Annotated in this window: 16 protein-coding genes; 8 read left to right on the top strand and 8 right to left on the bottom strand. The window is 51.6% G+C overall.

Going from position 1 to position 18,732, the window contains the following annotated elements; all coding sequences use genetic code 11:
- Nucleotides 1-310 precede the first annotated feature (310 nt).
- Together lpxP and ypdK are read left to right on the top strand one after the other, a co-directional pair.
- Nucleotides 311-1,231, top strand: a complete 921-nt coding sequence (gene lpxP, locus FEK43_RS09920) for a kdo(2)-lipid IV(A) palmitoleoyltransferase (protein ID WP_130260687.1) — start codon at nt 311-313, stop codon at nt 1,229-1,231.
- Between the two features lie 322 nt (nt 1,232-1,553).
- Nucleotides 1,554-1,625 (top strand): membrane protein YpdK, encoded by a 72-nt coding sequence (gene ypdK, locus FEK43_RS09915; protein ID WP_010723117.1) that lies wholly within the window; start codon nt 1,554-1,556, stop codon nt 1,623-1,625.
- 64 nt (nt 1,626-1,689) lie between these two features.
- Here the strand turns inward: ypdK and alaC are convergent, their stop codons facing one another.
- Nucleotides 1,690-2,928, bottom strand: a complete 1,239-nt coding sequence (gene alaC, locus FEK43_RS09910) for an alanine transaminase (protein WP_130207332.1) — start codon at nt 2,926-2,928, stop codon at nt 1,690-1,692.
- A gap of 375 nt (nt 2,929-3,303) precedes the next feature.
- On the opposite strand from alaC, the gene ypdA reads away from it, so the two are divergent.
- From ypdA to FEK43_RS09895, 3 genes are read left to right on the top strand one after another with little or no spacing between them, the layout of a single operon-like run.
- Nucleotides 3,304-5,001 carry a two-component system sensor histidine kinase YpdA gene (ypdA, locus tag FEK43_RS09905; protein ID WP_130207334.1) on the top strand — a complete coding sequence of 566 codons (1,698 nt, stop codon included), beginning with the start codon at nt 3,304-3,306 and terminating at the stop codon, nt 4,999-5,001.
- A 14-nt stretch (nt 5,002-5,015) separates the two neighbouring features.
- Nucleotides 5,016-5,750: a two-component system response regulator YpdB gene (gene ypdB, locus FEK43_RS09900; protein WP_130207336.1), complete on the top strand. Its 735-nt coding sequence runs from the start codon at nt 5,016-5,018 to the stop codon at nt 5,748-5,750.
- Nucleotides 5,751-5,762: 12 nt separating this feature from the next.
- Complete coding sequence (locus tag FEK43_RS09895; protein ID WP_130207338.1) at nt 5,763-6,620, top strand: AraC family transcriptional regulator; 858 nt, start codon at nt 5,763-5,765, stop codon at nt 6,618-6,620.
- Between the two features lie 2 nt (nt 6,621-6,622).
- Here FEK43_RS09895 and ptsP read toward each other — a convergent pair whose 3' ends face one another.
- The 6 genes from ptsP to glk all read right to left on the bottom strand — a co-directional run bounded on the left by ptsP (nt 6,623) and on the right by glk (nt 14,060).
- Nucleotides 6,623-9,118, bottom strand: a complete 2,496-nt coding sequence (ptsP, locus tag FEK43_RS09890; protein ID WP_130207340.1) for a phosphoenolpyruvate--protein phosphotransferase — start codon at nt 9,116-9,118, stop codon at nt 6,623-6,625.
- A gap of 24 nt (nt 9,119-9,142) precedes the next feature.
- Nucleotides 9,143-10,180, bottom strand: a complete 1,038-nt coding sequence (ypdE, locus tag FEK43_RS09885) for an aminopeptidase (protein ID WP_135408093.1) — start codon at nt 10,178-10,180, stop codon at nt 9,143-9,145.
- On the bottom strand, nt 10,180-11,265 hold the full coding sequence (gene ypdF, locus FEK43_RS09880; protein ID WP_130207344.1) for an aminopeptidase: 1,086 nt from the start codon (nt 11,263-11,265) through the stop codon (nt 10,180-10,182). Before ypdF ends, ypdE begins: the two co-directional genes overlap by 1 nt.
- A 15-nt stretch (nt 11,266-11,280) precedes the next feature.
- A complete protein-coding gene (locus FEK43_RS09875; protein ID WP_000985352.1) occupies nt 11,281-12,528 on the bottom strand; it encodes a PTS fructose transporter subunit IIC in 1,248 nt (415 codons plus the stop codon).
- 21 nt (nt 12,529-12,549) lie between these two features.
- A complete protein-coding gene (locus FEK43_RS09870) occupies nt 12,550-12,876 on the bottom strand; it encodes a PTS fructose transporter subunit IIB (RefSeq protein WP_000038455.1) in 327 nt (108 codons plus the stop codon).
- A 218-nt stretch (nt 12,877-13,094) separates the two neighbouring features.
- Nucleotides 13,095-14,060, bottom strand: a complete 966-nt coding sequence (glk, locus tag FEK43_RS09865) for a glucokinase (protein ID WP_130207348.1) — start codon at nt 14,058-14,060, stop codon at nt 13,095-13,097.
- A gap of 204 nt (nt 14,061-14,264) precedes the next feature.
- Here glk and FEK43_RS09860 point away from each other — a divergent pair, with 204 nt between their 5' ends.
- Together FEK43_RS09860 and ypeC are read left to right on the top strand one after the other, a co-directional pair.
- On the top strand, nt 14,265-15,350 hold the full coding sequence (locus FEK43_RS09860) for an ion channel protein (RefSeq protein ID WP_135408091.1): 1,086 nt from the start codon (nt 14,265-14,267) through the stop codon (nt 15,348-15,350).
- Between the two features lie 114 nt (nt 15,351-15,464).
- Nucleotides 15,465-15,791: a DUF2502 domain-containing protein YpeC gene (gene ypeC, locus FEK43_RS09855; protein ID WP_130216879.1), complete on the top strand. Its 327-nt coding sequence runs from the start codon at nt 15,465-15,467 to the stop codon at nt 15,789-15,791.
- A 142-nt stretch (nt 15,792-15,933) separates the two neighbouring features.
- Here the strand turns inward: ypeC and FEK43_RS09850 are convergent, their stop codons facing one another.
- Complete coding sequence (locus FEK43_RS09850) at nt 15,934-17,172, bottom strand: Nramp family divalent metal transporter (RefSeq protein WP_130216878.1); 1,239 nt, start codon at nt 17,170-17,172, stop codon at nt 15,934-15,936.
- Nucleotides 17,173-17,507: 335 nt separating this feature from the next.
- Here FEK43_RS09850 and nupC point away from each other — a divergent pair, with 335 nt between their 5' ends.
- The gene (gene nupC, locus FEK43_RS09845) at nt 17,508-18,710 is read left to right on the top strand and encodes a nucleoside permease NupC (protein WP_064526382.1); all 1,203 of its coding nucleotides are present in this window, start codon (nt 17,508-17,510) and stop codon (nt 18,708-18,710) included.
- Nucleotides 18,711-18,732 lie beyond the last annotated feature (22 nt).

Here is an 18,732-nt window from a genome sequence, read left to right as displayed (position 1 = left end):
TACTCCAATAGTAAGACAATTCTTAACCACTGGCAATTTCAGCAAAATATCAATAAAAACAATATATTATCAACATAACTATAAATCACTGAAAAATATTCACTTGAGTGATAAATAATCAGTAGCTGAAAATAATCAGCTGGTGATAAAATAGAAATACCGTATTCATGCTCCTCGTGGTTATGTCCTGACTAGTCTTTACACTCTTTACAGGAACCATTGTCGTACATGATGGCCCAATCAATTGAGTGTACCGCTGTAGACATGGAATCTTCTGCGATACAACAATTCGTATCTACAGAAGGTAACTATGTTTCCACAATGCAAATTTTCCCGCGAGTTCCTGCATCCTCGCTACTGGCTGACGTGGTTTGGTCTTGGCGTACTCTGGCTTTGGGTACAACTTCCTTACCCTGTTCTGTGCTTCCTTGGCACGCGTATCGGCACAATGGCCAGACCGTTCTTGAAACGTCGCGAATCCATCGCCTGCAAAAACCTTGAGCTTTGCTTCCCGCTGCTTTCCTCCGAAGAGCGCGAGAAGATGATTACTGACAACTTTCGCTCGCTCGGAATGGCGTTGGTAGAAACTGGAATGGCGTGGTTCTGGCCAGATCGTCGCGTGCGTAAATGGTTTGATGTCGAAGGGCTGGATAACCTGCAACGCGCGCAAATGCAAAATCGCGGCGTGATGGTTGTCGGTGTGCACTTTATGTCGCTGGAGTTGGGTGGCCGCGTAATGGGGCTTTGCCAACCGATGATGGCAACTTACCGTCCGCATAATAATCAACTGATGGAATGGGTACAGACCCGTGGTCGCATGCGTTCCAATAAAGCGATGATCGGTAGAAATAATCTGCGCGGCATTGTCAGTGCGCTGAAAAAAGGTGAAGCCGTATGGTTTGCACCTGACCAGGATTATGGTCGTAAAGGTAGCTCCTTCGCGCCGTTCTTTGCGGTAGAAAATGTTGCTACAACCAATGGCACCTACGTTCTCTCTCGCCTCTCTGGCGCAGCTATGCTAACTGTGACGATGGTACGAAAAACCGATTATAGCGGTTACCGTCTGTTTATTACGCCAGAAATGGAAGGCTATCCGGCTGATGAAATTCAGGCCGCCGCCTATATGAATAAAATTATTGAGAAAGAGATTATGCGCGCACCAGAGCAGTATCTCTGGATCCATCGCCGCTTCAAAACGCGTCCGGTGGGTGAAGCCTCGTTATACGTTTAACAAATAACCCAGGCTTTTTCCCTCCTCAGATAAGCCATAATAACATCATGGTTTTTATGGCTTTTTTCTTAAGATTTTTCCCTTCGCTGAATCGTGAATTATTACTTCCAGAAATCAATCTGTCGCCGATATGCGACACTCGTAAGTTACTAAAAGTAAATAAGAAAATGCCACTTGTTTCGATTTAGTTTTAGGCGTACATTAGCGCCGTCTCGAGCCAATATGCTCAGAATTCTGAGGTGATGCCCGCGGGTGTCAGCTCACTGTAACAGGTGTAATGAAGTCATTCAGGCGTAACAGTAATTACGCGGAGAGATGTAAAGTGAAATATTTCTTTATGGGCATTTCTTTTATGGTCATCGTTTGGGCCGGTACTTTTGCCCTGATGATCTAAAAGTTAACTGCGAAACGAAAAACAGGAGCCATCAGGCTCCTGTTTGCATTTCTGGCGATGGTGTTTATTCCGCGTTTTCGTGAATATGTTTGCTGCTGACGGGCAGTAAGCCGTCAGCGCGGAACATCGCTTTAATCCCACGAATCGCCTGACGAATACGGTCGCGGTTTTCAATCAGCGCAAAGCGGACATGCGTGTCGCCGTAGTCGCCAAAGCCGATGCCGGGTGAGACACAAACCTTCGCTTCGTTAAGCAGCTTCTTGGCAAATTCCAGCGAGCCCATTGCCGCATACGGTTCCGGGATTTTCGCCCAGACATACATCGAGGCTTTCGGCATTTCAACCATCCAGCCCGCTTCATGCAGCCCTTTTACCAGCACATCGCGGCGGCGTTTGTACTGTTCGGCAATGTCGCGCACGCACTGTTGATCGCCCTCCAGCGCCGCAATCGCCGCCACCTGCAACGGTGTAAAGGTACCGTAATCGTGATAGCTTTTAATACGTGCCAACGCGCTGACCAGTGTTTTATTGCCGACCATAAAGCCAATACGCCAGCCCGCCATATTGTAGCTTTTCGACAGCGTAAAGAACTCGACCGCTACGTCACGTGCGCCCGGCACCTGCATGATTGACGGCGCTTTCCAGCCATCGTAGACGATATCCGCATAGGCCAGGTCATGGACCACCAACACATCGTAGCGTTTCGCCAGCGCCACTACTTTTTCGAAAAACTCCAGTTCCACACATTGCGCGGTTGGGTTTGACGGGAAGCCAAGGATCATCATCTTCGGTTTCGGATAACTTTCACGAATAGCGCGTTCCAGTTCATTGAAGAAATCAACACCTTCCACTAGCGGCACTGAACGTACCTGAGCACCAGCAATCACCGCGCCGTAAATATGAATGGGGTAGCTTGGATTCGGCACCAGCACGGTGTCACCGTGATCCAGCGTCGCCAGCATCAGGTGCGCCAGCCCCTCTTTCGAACCGATGGTGACGATGGCTTCTGATTCCGGGTCGATTTCAACGTCGTAACGTTCCTGATACCAGCGGGAAATCGCGCGACGTAACCGAGGAATACCGCGCGAGGTGGAGTAACCGTGTGTGTCCGGTCGCTGCGCCACAGTACATAATTTTTCGACAATATGCGGCGGGGTCGCGCCGTCCGGGTTGCCCATACTGAAATCGATAATATCTTCGCCGCGCCGACGCGCAGCCATCTTCAGTTCAGCGGTAATGTTAAAAACGTAGGGCGGGAGACGATCAATGCGCGTAAAGCGACGTTCAGGGCGAGTGTCAGCCATAATTTCCTCAGATTAACGTTAGCGCCCGGACCGTCCGAGCGACGCTGCCACGATGGTGGCTGTTTTGAAAATAGCCTGATTAATTTCTGTCTGTCCAGCGTATTGGAAAATTTTTATTAATGCGAAAAAAGAGGAACAAAACCTTAAAAACAGGAAAGTCAGATTCGCCAACAAGAAAATTATCACCCATTACATTAACAATATAATTTCAATAAATTTACTAATTGGCTTGATGCTGACAAGAGATGCATTGCCAGTACACCATTTAGCTTTCAATCCCCTTTTAAATTTGTGGTTTTTCCTCAAAAGTAGCGCACTGGTCATCAGCCTTCAGGTTACCTATCATAGAGGTTTAAACCTTATTCAGAGTCACCCGTGCACGAAATATTCAACATGCTGCTGGCGGTCTTCGATCGGGCAGCGCTAATGCTTATCTGCCTGTTTTTCCTCATCCGTATCCGCCTGTTTCGCGAGCTGTTGCACAAGTCGGCGCACTCAGCGAAAGAGCTGCTCGCTGTTACCGCCATTTTCTCGATGTTCGCCTTGTTCAGCACCTGGTCCGGCGTACCGGTGGAAGGTTCGCTGGTTAACGTGCGTATTATTGCGGTGATGTCGGGCGGGATTCTGTTTGGCCCATGGGTGGGCATCATTACCGGGGTAATCGCGGGTATTCATCGTTATTTAATTGATATCGGCGGCGTGACGGCTATCCCCTGCTTTATCACCAGTATTCTGGCGGGATGCATCTCTGGTTGGATCAACCTGAAAATCCCCAAAGCGCAGCGTTGGCGCGTCGGTATTCTCGGCGGCATGCTCTGTGAAACGTTGACCATGATTCTGGTGATTGTCTGGGCGCCGACCACTGAGCTGGGGCTGGATATCGTCTCCAAAATCGGTATCCCGATGATCCTCGGCAGTGTCTGTATCGGCTTTATTGTGCTGCTGGTACAAAGCGTTGAGGGCGAAAAAGAGGCCAGCGCCGCGCGGCAGGCCAAGCTGGCGCTGGATATCGCCAACAAAACGCTGCCTCTGTTTCGCCATGTCAATAGCGAGTCATTACGCAAGGTCTGCGAAATTATCCGCGATGACATTCACGCTGACGCGGTGGCAATCACCAATACCGATCATGTGCTGGCGTATGTCGGCGTGGGCGAACACAACTATCAGAATGGCGATGACTTCATTAGCCCGACTACCCGCCAGGCGATGAATTATGGGAAAATCATTATTAAAAACAATGATGAAGCCCACCGTACACCAGAGATTCATTCCATGCTGGTGATCCCATTGTGGGAGAAAGGCGTTGTGACCGGAACGCTGAAAATTTACTACTGCCACGCGCACCAGATTACGTCATCATTACAGGAGATGGCGGTCGGTCTGTCGCAAATCATCTCTACCCAACTGGAAGTTTCTCGCGCCGAGCAGCTACGGGAAATGGCAAATAAGGCAGAGCTTCGCGCCCTGCAAAGCAAAATTAATCCCCATTTTCTGTTTAACGCTCTGAACGCGATTTCATCGTCGATTCGTCTGAATCCAGACACTGCTCGCCAGCTAATCTTTAATTTGTCGCGCTATCTGCGCTATAACATTGAATTAAAAGACGATGAGCAAATTGATATCAAAAAAGAGCTGTACCAAATTAAAGACTATATCGCCATTGAGCAGGCCCGCTTTGGCGACAAGCTGACGGTTATCTATGATATTGATGAAGAGGTGAATTGCTGCATTCCCAGCCTGCTTATCCAGCCGTTGGTGGAGAACGCCATTGTCCACGGTATTCAGCCTTGCAAGGGAAAAGGTGTTGTCACCATCAGCGTTGCGGAGTGCGGTAATCGGGTCCGTATTGCGGTAAGAGATACCGGGCATGGCATCGATCCAAAGGTGATTGAGCGGGTCGAAGCGAATGAAATGCCGGGCAATAAAATCGGCCTGCTGAATGTGCATCATCGCGTGAAGTTGTTATATGGCGAGGGGCTGCATATCCGCCGCCTGGAACCAGGAACGGAAATTGCGTTTTACATTCCTAACCAACGCACCCCTGTCGCCTCACAGGCTACGTTATTGCTTTGAGCCGGAGTGATATTGTGAAAGTCATCATTGTTGAAGACGAATTCCTGGCACAACAGGAACTTAGCTGGCTTATTAAAGAGCACAGCCAGATGGAGATTGTCGGCACCTTTGACGACGGTCTGGACGTGTTGAAGTTTTTGCAGCATAACCGCGTCGACGCCATTTTTCTGGATATCAATATTCCGTCGCTGGATGGCGTGCTGCTGGCACAAAACATCAGCCAGTTCGCCCATAAGCCGTTTATTGTGTTCATCACCGCGTGGAAAGAACATGCAGTAGAAGCGTTTGAACTGGAGGCGTTTGACTACATTCTCAAACCGTATCAGGAGTCACGCATTACCGGGATGCTGCAAAAACTGGAAGCAGCCTGGCAACAACAGCAGACCAGCAGTACGCCTGCCGCGACGGTAACGCGTGAGAATGACACCATTAATCTGGTGAAAGATGAGCGAATAATCGTCACGCCAATTAACGATATCTATTACGCCGAAGCGCACGAGAAAATGACCTTTGTCTATACGCGGCGTGAATCCTACGTAATGCCGATGAACATTACCGAGTTTTGCAGCAAACTGCCGTCGTCGCACTTTTTCCGCTGCCATCGCTCGTTTTGCGTCAACCTGAACAAAATCCGCGAGATAGAACCGTGGTTTAATAATACCTATATTCTGCGGCTGAAAGATCTGGATTTTGAAGTGCCAGTCAGCCGCAGCAAAGTTAAAGAATTCCGCCAGTTAATGCATCTGTAATCGGGAACTTTCATGAAAGCAGCAGGCTTGCCCGCCGATCAACAATTTTTCGCCGATCTGTTCAGCGGCCTGGTGCTTAACCCGCAACTGCTTGGGCGCGTCTGGTTTGCCTGCCAGCCCGCCTCGCTGCCGGTAGGCAGTTTGTGTATTGATTTTCCCCGACTGGATATTGTGCTACGCGGCGAATATGGCAATCTGCTGGAAGCAAAGCAGCAGCGTATGCTGGAAGGAGAAATGCTGTTTATTCCGGCGCGCGCGGCTAATTTACCGGTCAACCACAAACCGGTAATGCTGTTAAGCCTGGTGTTTGCGCCGACCTGGCTGGGGTTATCGTTTTACGATAGCCGCACAACGTCGTTGTTGCATCCGGTTCGCCAGACCCAACTTCCCAGCCTGCAACGCGGCGAAGGTGAAGCGATGCTTACCGCCCTCACCCATCTTAGCCGTTCGCCACTGGAGCAGAGTATCATTCAACCGTTGGTGTTAAGTTTGCTGCATCTTTGCCGCAACGTGGTCAACATGCCACCGGGTAATTCGCAACCGCGCAGCGATTTTCTCTACCACAGCATTTGTAACTGGGTTCAGGATAACTACGCTCAGACGCTCACTCGCGAGAGCGTGGCGCAATTTTTTAATATCACGCCCAATCATCTGTCAAAACTGTTTGCGCAGCATGGGACGATGCGTTTTATCGAGTATGTTCGCTGGGTACGAATGGCAAAAGCGAGAATGATTTTGCAGAAATATCATCTGTCGATTCATGAAGTGGCGCAGCGTTGCGGCTTTCCGGATAGCGACTATTTTTGTCGCGTCTTCCGGCGTCAGTTTGGCCTGACGCCGGGAGAGTACAGCGCCCGTTTTCAGGGCTAAGTTTAGAAGGTTATTTCCGTTTCCAGCAGCGTCAGGATGCTTTGCGCATCACTTGCGGCGAAAAGCGACTGGCGGAAGTTTTTATTCACCAGTTTACGCGCCAGCTGCGAGAAGACTTTCACATGATTCATCCCTTCGTTAGCGCCCAGCGTCAGCATGATCACCAGTTCGACTTCGCCCATTTCTGACTGCCAGTCAACCGGTTTCACCAGTCGGGCAATGCTGATACTGGAATGGCGGATCCACTGCGATTTGGTGTGCGGGATCGCCACGCCAAAACCAACGCCAGTAGTAACAATCTCTTCCCGCTGCCAGACATCTTCTTCCAGCTCGAACGGATGCTCAGTACGCCCGTTAACGCCGAGGTTACCGCACAGGAACTGAATCGCCTGCTCTTTATTGCTAAAGTCCTGATCAACGAAGATATTCTCCAGCGCCAGCAGTGGGCGAACGTCTTCTTCCGGCGTAAACGTGGTGAGTAACGCTTCAATTTCCTGCGCGCTGCGGCATTCACATGCCTGACGCGCCAGTTCCCGACACGCCTCGCTATCCAGTTGACGAAGCTGGCTTTTCACCGCCGGAATGCGTGGGCTACTCATGCTTAGCTCATCCAGGCCCAGCCCAAGCAGAAGCGGCAGATAACGGCTTTCACCACCCAGTTCACCGCAAATACCTACCCATTTGCCCCGCTGATGCGCAGTGGTAACTATCTGCTGCAACATGCGCAGAAACGATGGCGAGATCGGGTTATACAGCGGCGATACCCGCGGGTTATTACGATCAACCGCATACAGATACTGGGTCATATCGTTGGAGCCGATACTGAAGAAATCGACCTCATCGCAGAAGTGATCAATGATGTAGCACACCGACGGCACTTCCACCATGATACCCAGCGTAATCGTCTCTGCATGACGCAGGCCATCGCGCTTAAGCTCAACGATCGCTTTTTGGATCTCGCCTTTCACCCATAAGATCTGATCAAGGCTGTGGACCATCGGGATCATCAACTGGGCGTTGCCGAAACTGGCGGCGCGCAAAATCGCCCGCAGTTGAGTGCGGAACAGGCCAGCAAATTCCGGATAAATACGTACCGCACGATAGCCGAGGAACGGGTTCTCTTCCTGGGGAATGTTGAGGTAAGGAATGTTTTTATCACCGCCGATGTCCATCGTGCGGAAGATAATCGGTTTGTCGCCCGCCGCCAGTAATACCTGCTGGTAGGCTTCAAATTGCTCCTGTTCGTCCGGTGCGCTGTCACGATCCATATAGAGCATTTCGGTACGAAACAGCCCGACGCCTTCCGCGCCGTTAGCAAACGCGCCTGGTGCTTCCAGAGCAGTGCCAATATTCGCCGCAATATCAATACGCTTGTTATCACGAGAATAGGCCAGCTGCGCGGCGGCCTGCGCCTGTTGCTGCTGACGTTTATCCGCCAGCGTCTGCGCAACCTGATAATAACCGCTCACCGCGTCATCAGGATTTACCGCCAGCACGCCGCACTGGGCGTCAAGCACCGCCGGTTGTCCGGCATAACGGGCAATCGCATCCAGCGGCAGGCCGCTCAAAACCGGGATCGCCGAGGCGCGGGCCAGAATCAGAGTATGCGAGGTGCGCCCGGTTTTCTCCAGAATCATACCCGCAAGATTTTTTAAATTGAGGCTCAAAAACTGGCTAGGGGTTAAATCTTCAGCCACCAGAATGGTCGGTTTTTCGAGCACCAGATTATTACGCGGCTTCAGTTCCGGCCAGGTAATATGCAGCAACTGTTCGCTGATATCACGAATGTCGCTGACCCGCTCGCGCAGATAATCGCTGGCAGAGGCAGAAAGTTTGGCGCAAACCTGCTCCATATTGCTGATGATCGCCGCTCCCAGCCCCTGATGCTGTTCTGCCATCAGGCGACGGATATTCCCTGCAAATTCATCATCCTGAATCAGCGACAAATGGGCGCTGAGGATGGTTTTGCTTTCGCCGTCACGCTCGCGCAACTGCTGGTTCAGTTGCTCGGCAAGCGTTGCCAGGCTGTGTTCCAGCCAGGTGGAGTCTTGCGCACTGGCCGGGATTGCCCGATAACTGTCGAGGCTGTTGCTCTGTAACAGGGTCAGCGTACCCACGCCGACGCCGCTTGCCAGCACATTGCCGTACAGTAAATCAGGGTTCAGGCGGCTTAATGAACGCGGCAGCGGGTGCGCCGTCAGTTCTGCCTGCGTCGGCTGGACGCTGTCGCTGTCGATAAAGCGCACCTGGATGTACTCTTCCAGCACGCGCCGCGCCTGCTCTTCATCGCTGCCGCTAATGTTCAGGCTGCAACTGTCATTAAATAATGTGCCGGTGCCAATCAGCGCCAGCGAACTTTTGGCATCCGCCTTCGCGTTCTGGCGATGGTTGATGAAGGTGATTTCGCTTTGCCAGTGGCTGCACTGCTCTTTAAGTTCCCACGCCGGACGAGCATGCAGACCGTTTGGCAAAGGACAGAGAAATTGAATCGTTAACATAACCGCTCCGGGTTAATCAGGAGATCATCTGAAATCCGTCAATTGAACAACCGTCTCACGGGTAAGACGTTGAATAAGGGCAGATAAAAGCCGCTGCATCTGCAAAATGTCGCGGCAGTCGGCAATCGATGCGGCGCAATGTCCATGGCGGGTTGCTGGCCCCATCACCACTGTTGGTACGCCAGTACCGGTTAAGTGCACCGCTCCACCGTCCGTGCCGCCGTTACTGAACATATCCGCCTGTAACAGCACGCCAATTTCTGCCGCCACAGTTTCGATCCAGGCGGTAAGTTTTGGCGGCGCAATCAGTGACTTATCGCTTAACACCAGCATCGGTCCGTGACCAATCTGGCGATGGTTAGCTGCGCCATAATCAAAGTTTTTCGCCCAGCAGGCGGTATCAAGCACAATGGCGACATCCGGCGACACCGCACGCGTGGCGGTTTGCCCGCCGCGTAAGCCCACTTCTTCGCTGGAACTTGCCACCAGCCACACTTCCGCAGGCAGTTCAGCGTCGTGCAGCTCGCGCAGCAAAGTCACCAGCAGGTAGCAACCGAGGCGATCATCAAAGGCTTTCCCCATCACCCGCTGGTGAGGGAGAACCTGAAAAGTAGTATCAAACGTGACGCGATCGCCTGGACGAATTCCCGCCTGCATCACTTCGTCATACGAGCGCGCGCCAATATCCACGCGCATGGCGCTAACGTCATTCCCCTGCCGCTCGCCATCAAGCAGGCCGGGAATTTTGCACTCTTCACGGGTGGTGATGCGCACCGGCTGCAACTGACGGGCAGTCATGCGCACATTGCCAACTGGCAGCACATCAATCGCCCCTTCGCGGGAGATGCTGCGCACCATAAATCCCACTTCGTCCATATGCGCACAGATCATCACCTTCGGACCTGTCGATTCATTGAGGCGGATCAGCACCGATCCCAGGCCGTCAAATCGCACTTCTTTTTGCAGGCGATCCGCTTCATCCAGCAGGATCTGCCGCACTTCCTGTTCCGAGGAGGCGATCGCATCTGCCTCGCTCAATGCTTTTAATAGCGATAAATCCATTATGCCTCTCCCGTGAGCAACACTGTTTTCGGCATGGCGTAGAGCACTTCTGCGCCTTGCGGGGTGACCAGCACGACATCTTCGATGCGCACGCCCCCTTGCCCTGGCAAATAAATCCCCGGCTCCACGGTCAGTAGCATGCCTGGCTGTAGCGTCGTGGTGTCCCGCGGTGAAAAACGCGGATCTTCGTGTACTTCAATGCCGATAGCATGACCGGTGTTATGACCGAAATAGTCGCCATAACCGGCTTCTGTAATCACCCGGCGCGCGGCATCGTCAACCTGTTGGCAGCGCACGCCGGGGCGAATCGCGGAGATTGCCGCTAGCTGTGCCTGCAGGACAATCTGGTAGACGTTAAACAGCGGGTGAGATTCGGCGCTCACCCCTTCGCCATTCACCAGCAAGGTGCGCGTCATATCAGAGCAGTACCCCTGATACAGCGCACCGAAATCGAGAGTGACAAACTCGCCTGCTGCAACAATCTTGTCGCTGGCTTTACCGTGCGGCAGCGCCCCACGCCAGCCGCTGGCGACAATGGTGTCAAAAGAGGCTTTTTCTGCGCCCTGCTGGCGCATAAACCACTCCAGTTCAGCGGCTATCTCGCATTCGCTCATCCCCGCCTGAATAAAGCGGCGAATATGCTCTGCGCCACGATCGGCAATCCCACAGGCGAGGCGGATTTTCTCCACCTCCTCTGGCGTTTTGATTTGCCGCAGCACATCCGGCGTGGCGCTTACCAGTTTCGCATTGAGTTCAGACTGCCAGCGGTGCGCGGTTTCCCAACTCACCTGCTGGCCTTCAAAACCGAGCGTTTGCAACTGCTCATCGGCAATGATTTGCCTGACGATGGTGGCAAGCGTGTGCATCGCGTCGAGCAAATGCAGCTGGTAGCCTTGCGTGCGGGCTTCTACATCCGCGTAATAGCGCGAGTCCACCAGAATGTGCGCACTTTCACGGCTAATCACCACATAACCTGATCCGGTGGAGATCCCCAGATGCGGCTGTTTGTTCTGCCGTGAGGAAAGGAGCACCGCATCCAGTTGTTGCGCCTTAAGCCAGTCGCGCAGCGAAGCGAGTAATGTCATCTGGATTTTTCCTTCTTACAGGCTATCGATTAACAATTTGCCTTTGCGGAACATCATCAGACGCAGGAACACCACCATCAGCGCAGTAATGATTGCTCCCAGCGCGATCCCCGCCATATAGACGCCCAGATTAGTGACCAGCGGCCACGCCCAGATAGCGGATTCCGGGAACCATTGCACTGCGCCCAGCCAGACAGCAGCAGTGGAACCGACAATCGCGCCAACCATATAGGACGGAATAGCGGTGATGGGGCTTTCCAGCGCAAACGGAATCGCACCTTCACTGATCCCCATAAACGCCAGGAACATCGCGGTTTTACCCTGCGGATAAAGCTGGGCGTTAAACAGGCGTTTGCCAGTTAAGCGACGATCGATAATGGTCGCCAGACCCAGACCAATCGGCGGAATAACAATAGCGATAGAACGCGCGGTGACTGGTAATACATGGTCGGTGGTAAAGCTGAAGGCGACGAAACCAGCTGCTTTGTTGATTGGACCACCCAAGTCGATTGCGGTCGCCGCAGCAATGCCCATTGCGTACATCAGCGCGCCCTTCTCACCAGCAGCGGTCAGCACGGTACGGATCCCGCCGTTGATCCAGCCACCAAACGGCGTGATCACGTAGTACATCGCCAGCATGACAAAAATGGCGGAAAGAATCGGTAGCAAAAATGTGGTTTTGAACGCTAACAGGAAATCCGGTAACTGGATTTTCTGGTTCATCCATTTCACGAGGTAACCCGCGACGATAGAAATAATCAGCGCACCAATGAAGGTAGACGGAACTGGTGAAGAGGTCGCCCACTGCATAGTGCTGGGATCGAAGTTCAGCAGTTGCGTGGGCTGGGTAGACATCAACCCGCCGATAAACCCAGCCGGGAACGCCAGTTTGCCGCCAATAGAATTCGCCACAAAAGCGGCAAACATCGGAATGGCAAAGCCAAACAGCACGCCGCCAAAGGACTGCGACAGCCAGGCAAATTTCAGTAAGGAGAGGTCGAAACCGGAAAATTTCCCGCTATTAAGAGCATCCATAATGCCGATGTCTGCGGGAATTTTAAGCCAGCTATAAGCAATCAGCTGGCTGAAAGCGAGGATCACACCGCCCATAATTAAGGTCGGCACCATGCGTGAAATCCCTGACATCACATGCTGCGGGAGTTCACCCCAGAAGCTGGTTTTAGAGGCCTGCGGATTCTTAACTGCCGCTGCCGCACCGGATGCGCCAGGCACAACGGTTGCACTGCGTTTTTTAATGGCCATAACAATTATCCCTGTCGAATATTACTGTTGTTCAGCGGCAATCATCTCTTCGATTTCTTTGATGATGCCCGCAGCGTTTTTAATTGCGTCCTGCAAAGTGATTTCATAAACGTCGCGTGATTCGAAACGCTCGTTATCTTCTGGTGTTACTGCCACGGAATGAATGATGATGGTCGCTTCGGCAATATCCTGCGCCGTCAGGCGGTTCTGGATGCCGTCCGCGCCCTGGGTTTCAATTTTCACTTCATAGCCGGCTTCCACTGCCGCTTCTTCCAGCGCCTGGGCGGCCATAAAGGTGTGAGCCAGGCCCATTGGGCAGGCACATAAGGCAATCAGTTTCTTACTCATCGTTATTTCCTCGTTTGTTTATAGTTGACGAATGAAATTATGAACGTGCAAAACAAATTGCCGTTACCAGACAAATAATGCATTTACTGGAGAATTAATCCCGTAGTGCGGAAGTGTGACGCAGGTCGGCCTTGTGAAGAGACACAAAGAAAAATTGAATTAACTGATTGATTTAAAAGATTATCGGGAGAGTCACCTCCCGATATGACAGGAAGGATTTACAGAATGTGGCCTAAGGTCTGGCGTAAATGTGCACCGGAACCGAGAAGCCCAGGGTTATCGTGCACAATTAAATAGACCGGAATATCATGAACATAATCTTTAAAGCGCCCTTTGTCTTCAAAAGCGGCACGGAAACCGGAGGCTTTGAAGAACTCAAGGAAACGCGGAACGATACCGCCCGCAATATAGACGCCGCCAAATGTTCCGAGATTGAGCGCCAGATTGCCGCCAAAACGCCCCATAATGACGCAAAACAGTGACAACGCGCGGCGGCAATCGGTGCAGCTGTCAGCCAACGCGCGTTCGGTAATATCTTTTGGCTTGAGATTTTCCGGCAGGCGGTTGTCCGCTTTCACAATCGCGCGATACAAATTCACCAGTCCAGGGCCAGAGAGCACGCGTTCAGCCGAGACATGGCCAATTTCCGCGCGCAGTATTTCAAGGATAATGGCTTCTTCTTCACTGTTTGGCGCAAAATCAACGTGACCGCCTTCACCAGGCAGGCTTACCCAGCGTTTATCGACATGGACCAGATGTGCGACCCCAAGCCCTGTCCCGGCACCGTACACCGCGACAGGTTTACCTTCAACTGGTTCTGCGCCGCCAAACTGGATCAGATGCTCTTTTTTCAGCATCGGGATCGCCATCGAAACCGCCGTAAAATCGTTAATAATCTCCAGGTGGCTAAAACCGAGATTCTTTTTCATTTCGGCAATCGAAAACGCCCAGGTGTGGTTGGTCATTGCCACCCAGTCACCGGTAATTGGGCAAGCAATGGCGATGCAGCCATCTTTCACCTCGACTTTATTCTCTTCAAGATAAACGCGAATGACCGCTTCCAGGCTGGGATAATCAAGCCCTGAATAGGTTTTAGCCTGCGAGATTTCACCACTGGCAATATCACACAGAGCAAGACGTGCGTTAGTACCGCCCACATCACCGACTAATGCATACTTTGTCATTCTTCAACTGCTCCGCTAAAGTCAAAATACTTCTTTCTCACACTGTAAATACGTGGGGGCATAACAACAACGCCGAAAAGGCAGGCTCCCTGTAAATATCGATCTGGGTCACACATTTACTTTATCGTTTCAGCATCAATTGCAGCGATGTCTTTGTGCAAGCTGGGCAAACTAAATATCTGAACCCGCATAAAGGAATAGAACATGCTCCATCCGCGAGCCAGAACCATGTTGTTATTATCGCTCCCCGCGCTGGCAATTGGGATTGCGTCCAGTCTTATTCTGATGGTGGTAATGAAAATCGCCTCGGTATTACAGAATCTGCTCTGGCAACGACTGCCGGGAAGTCTGGGGATAGCCCAGGATTCACCGCTCTGGATCATCGGAATTTTAACGCTGACAGGGGCTGCTGTTGGGCTAGTCATCCGTTTCAGCCGGGGTCATGCCGGGCCGGATCCTGCCAGTGAAGCGCTGATAGGCGCGCCAGTCCCTCCCTCTGCGCTACCAGGACTGATCGTAGCATTAATTCTCGGTCTTGCTGGCGGCGTCAGTCTTGGGCCGGAACATCCCATTATGACCGTCAATATCGCCCTCGCGGTGGCGATTGGCGCGCGTCTGTTACCACGAGTGAACCGGATGGAGTGGACTATTTTAGCCTCTGCGGGCACCATCGGCGCACTGTTTGGCACACCTGTTGCGGCGGCGTTGATATTTTCGCAAACCTTAAATGGCAGCCACGACGTTCCACTTTGGGATCGTCTCTTTGCGCCGTTAATGGCAGCGGCGGCTGGTGCGCTAACCACCGGATTGTTTTTCCATCCTCATTTTTCGCTGCCCATTGCTCGTTACGGACAGATGCAGTTAGCAGACATCATCAGTGGTGCAATTGTGACGGCGATCGCCATTGCGGCAGGTATGGTTGCAGTGTGGTGTTTCCCACGGGTGCACGCGATGATGCATCAGATTAAAAATCCGGTCCTCATGCTGGGGGTTGGCGGCTTTATTCTCGGTATTCTGGGTGTTATTGGTGGGCCTGTTTCGCTATTTAAAGGGCTGGACGAGATGCAGCAAATGGTGACAAATCAGGCTTTCAGCACCAGCGATTACTTTTTGCTGGTGGTAACGCGCGATGGCTGGCTAAGTTTGTTTATGGCGGCGGTCGTTGTACCTGATTCCACATTGTTACCGCTATTGTGTATCGTCATGCTTCCGGCATGGTTATTACTGGCAGGTAAACCGATGATGATGGTGAATCGTCCAAAACAACAGCCACCCCACGATAACCTTTAGCAAAAAATGCTCTGCCTTATGATTTAAGAGTTATGGCGATGAAACGGGGCTTTACCTCCCCGTAATATTGCGTTAACAGGCCGCTGACGGCTTCGATCGTGAAGGAGAATAACAATGTTCAGGTCACTGTTTCTGGCGGCCGCCCTGATGGCATTTATCCCGCTTGCAGCAAACGCAGGTGAAATTACCTTGCTGCCATCAATTAAATTACAAATTGGCGATCGCGATAATTATGGTAACTACTGGGACGGTGGTCACTGGCGCGATCGTGACTACTGGCACCGTAATTATGAATGGCGTAAAAACCGCTGGTGGCGTCATGATAATGGCTATCACCGTGGCTGGGATAAGCGTAAAGCGTATGAGCGTGGCTATCGCGAAGGCTGGCGTGACCGTGATGATCATCGCGGAAAAGGCCGTGGACATGGGCATCGTCATTAAACACATTCGCTAATGAAGCACAATGCCTGATGCGACGCTTGCGCGTTTTATCAGGTCTACAAACCCGCAACATTTAACGCGTAGGGCGGATAAAGCGTTTACGCCGCATCCGCCAGTGGTGCCTGATGCGACGCTCATTCAACTACAGCCCCAATGCCGTTCCCACCAACAACCAGATATTCAGCGTTACCACCAGCACCACAATCATCCAGCCGATTTGTTTAACCCATTTGCTATTCACCAGATCGCCCATCAACTTGCTGTCACTGGTGAAAATCAGCAGCGGCACCAGCGCCAGAGCAATACCAAAACTGAGCAGCACCTGACTCATAACCAAAATCCGTGTCGGATCCAATCCCATCAGAATGACAATAAATGACGGCAGCATGGTTACCGTACGGCGTACCCACAGCGGAATATGAAAGCGAATGAACCCCTGCATCACCACCTGCCCTGCCAACGTACCCACTACCGTTGACGAAAGCCCCGCCGCCACCAGACTTAAACCAAAAACCGTTGCCGCAGCATTGCTTAACAGCGGTTGCAGCGTAAGGTAAGCCTCATCAAGATCGGCAACACCAGTATGACCAGAAAAGTGAAACGCGGCGGCAGCCGTTGCCATCATTGCCAGATTGACAAAGCCAGCGATGGTCATGGCAATCGCCACATCCCATTTAGTCGCAGAGTAACGTTGCTGGCGTGAACCACCGTGTAGATGCTGGGTAAGCGAAGAGTGAAGATAAATCACATGCGGCATAATCGTCGCCCCTAACACGCCAGCCGCCAGGAAGACCGCTTCCGAGGTCGGTAAACTCGGTATCGCCATACCTTTGCTCAACTGCACCAGATTCGGTTGGGAGAAAATCAGCTCAACAATGTAGGCCGCCGCGACAAACAACAGAAGCCCACCAATCACTTTCTCCAGCGGTTTTTGCCCGCGACGTTGCAGCATTAAAATCAGGAAAGTGGCGATACCTGTCAGCACCGCCCCCTGCAATAAAGAAACACCAAGAATGAGTTTGAAACCGATCGCCGCACCAATAAATTCCGCCAGATCGGTCGCCATCGCAATAATTTCCGCCTGGACCCAATAGAACCAGACTACCGGACGTGGGTAGTGATCGCGAATTTGCTCCGCCAAATTTTTACCAGTGGCAATCCCGAGTTTGGCCGAGAGGATCTGAATCAGCATCGCCATCAGGTTGGCCCAGACGACCACCCACAGCAGTTGATAGCCGAAGCTGGCGCCCGCCTGAATATTGGTCGCAAAGTTACCGGGATCGATATAACCAATCGCCGCAATGAACGCAGGTCCCATTAATGCGAGCCTCATCTTGCGCGCTGCCCGACCGCTGCTACTCTCAACGCGATAGTTCGTCATCTTGTGCCTCTAAAACATAGCCTTTGCTATGTTTCATGCTATGTCAAACGAGAATGATTATCAAATTCATTTAAATGGATTGTGGTGATTTCTCTGATAGACCAGGATTATGACTACGAAAAGATTGATGATTTGAATGTTATAATTATGTTTAATGTTAGCACATTTACATAACTTTCAGCTTCCATACACAACATAGCAAATATGTATGACAGGTCACTATTTTTGAAGCTTGTCACAGGACGTCATTATAGTGTGTGTCAGATCTCGTTTTCCTTACCCATGTTACATAGAATGTGCACGGAAATTTAACCTGCCTCATATTTGGAGCAAATATGGACCGCGTCCTTCATTTTGTACTGGCACTTGCCGTTGTTGCGATTCTCGCACTGCTGGTAAGCAGCGACCGCAAAAAAATTCGTATCCGTTATGTTATTCAACTGCTTGTTATCGAAGTGTTACTGGCGTGGTTCTTCCTGAACTCCGACGTTGGTCTGGGCTTCGTAAAAGGCTTCTCCGAAATGTTCGAAAAACTGCTCGGATTTGCCAACGAAGGGACTAACTTCGTCTTTGGTAGCATGAATGATCAAGGCCTGGCATTCTTCTTCCTGAAAGTGCTATGCCCAATCGTCTTTATCTCTGCGCTGATCGGTATTCTCCAGCACATTCGCGTATTGCCGGTGATTATCCGTGCAATTGGTTTCCTGCTCTCCAAAGTCAACGGCATGGGCAAACTGGAATCCTTTAACGCCGTCAGCTCCCTGATTCTGGGTCAGTCCGAGAACTTTATCGCCTATAAAGATATCCTCGGCAAAATCTCCCGTAATCGTATGTACACCATGGCAGCCACGGCGATGTCCACCGTTTCTATGTCCATCGTTGGTGCATACATGACGATGCTGGAACCGAAATACGTAGTTGCTGCGCTGGTACTGAACATGTTCAGCACCTTTATCGTGCTGTCGCTGATCAACCCTTACCGTGTTGATGCCAGCGAAGAAAACATTCAGATGTCCGACCTGCACGAAGGCCAGAGCTTCTTCGAAATGCTGGGCGAATACATTCTGGCAGGCTTCAAAGTGGCCATTATCGTTGCCGCAATGCTGATCGGCTTTATCGCCCTGATCGCTGCACTGAACGCTCTGTTTGCTACCGTGACTGGCTGGTTTGGCTACAGCATCTCCTTCCAGGGCATTCTGGGCTACATCTTCTATCCGATTGCATGGGTGATGGGTGTTCCTTCCAGTGAAGCACTGCAAGTAGGCAGCATCATGGCGACCAAACTGGTTTCCAACGAGTTCGTTGCGATGATGGATCTGCAGAAAATTGCGTCCACGCTCTCTCCGCGTGCTGAAGGTATCCTCTCTGTGTTCCTGGTATCCTTCGCTAACTTCTCTTCTATCGGGATTATCGCAGGTGCCGTTAAAGGCCTGAACGAAGAGCAAGGTAACGTGGTTTCTCGCTTCGGTCTGAAACTGGTTTACGGCTCTACGCTGGTGAGTGTGCTGTCTGCGTCAATCGCAGCACTGGTACTGTAAGCGAATCCATTAAAAAAGCCGG

The organism is Escherichia sp. E2562, assembly GCF_005781075.1.
Classification (GTDB): domain Bacteria; phylum Pseudomonadota; class Gammaproteobacteria; order Enterobacterales; family Enterobacteriaceae; genus Escherichia.
The sequence above is the reverse complement of the archived record's forward strand: the minus strand, read 5'-3'. Positions and strand labels throughout refer to the sequence as shown.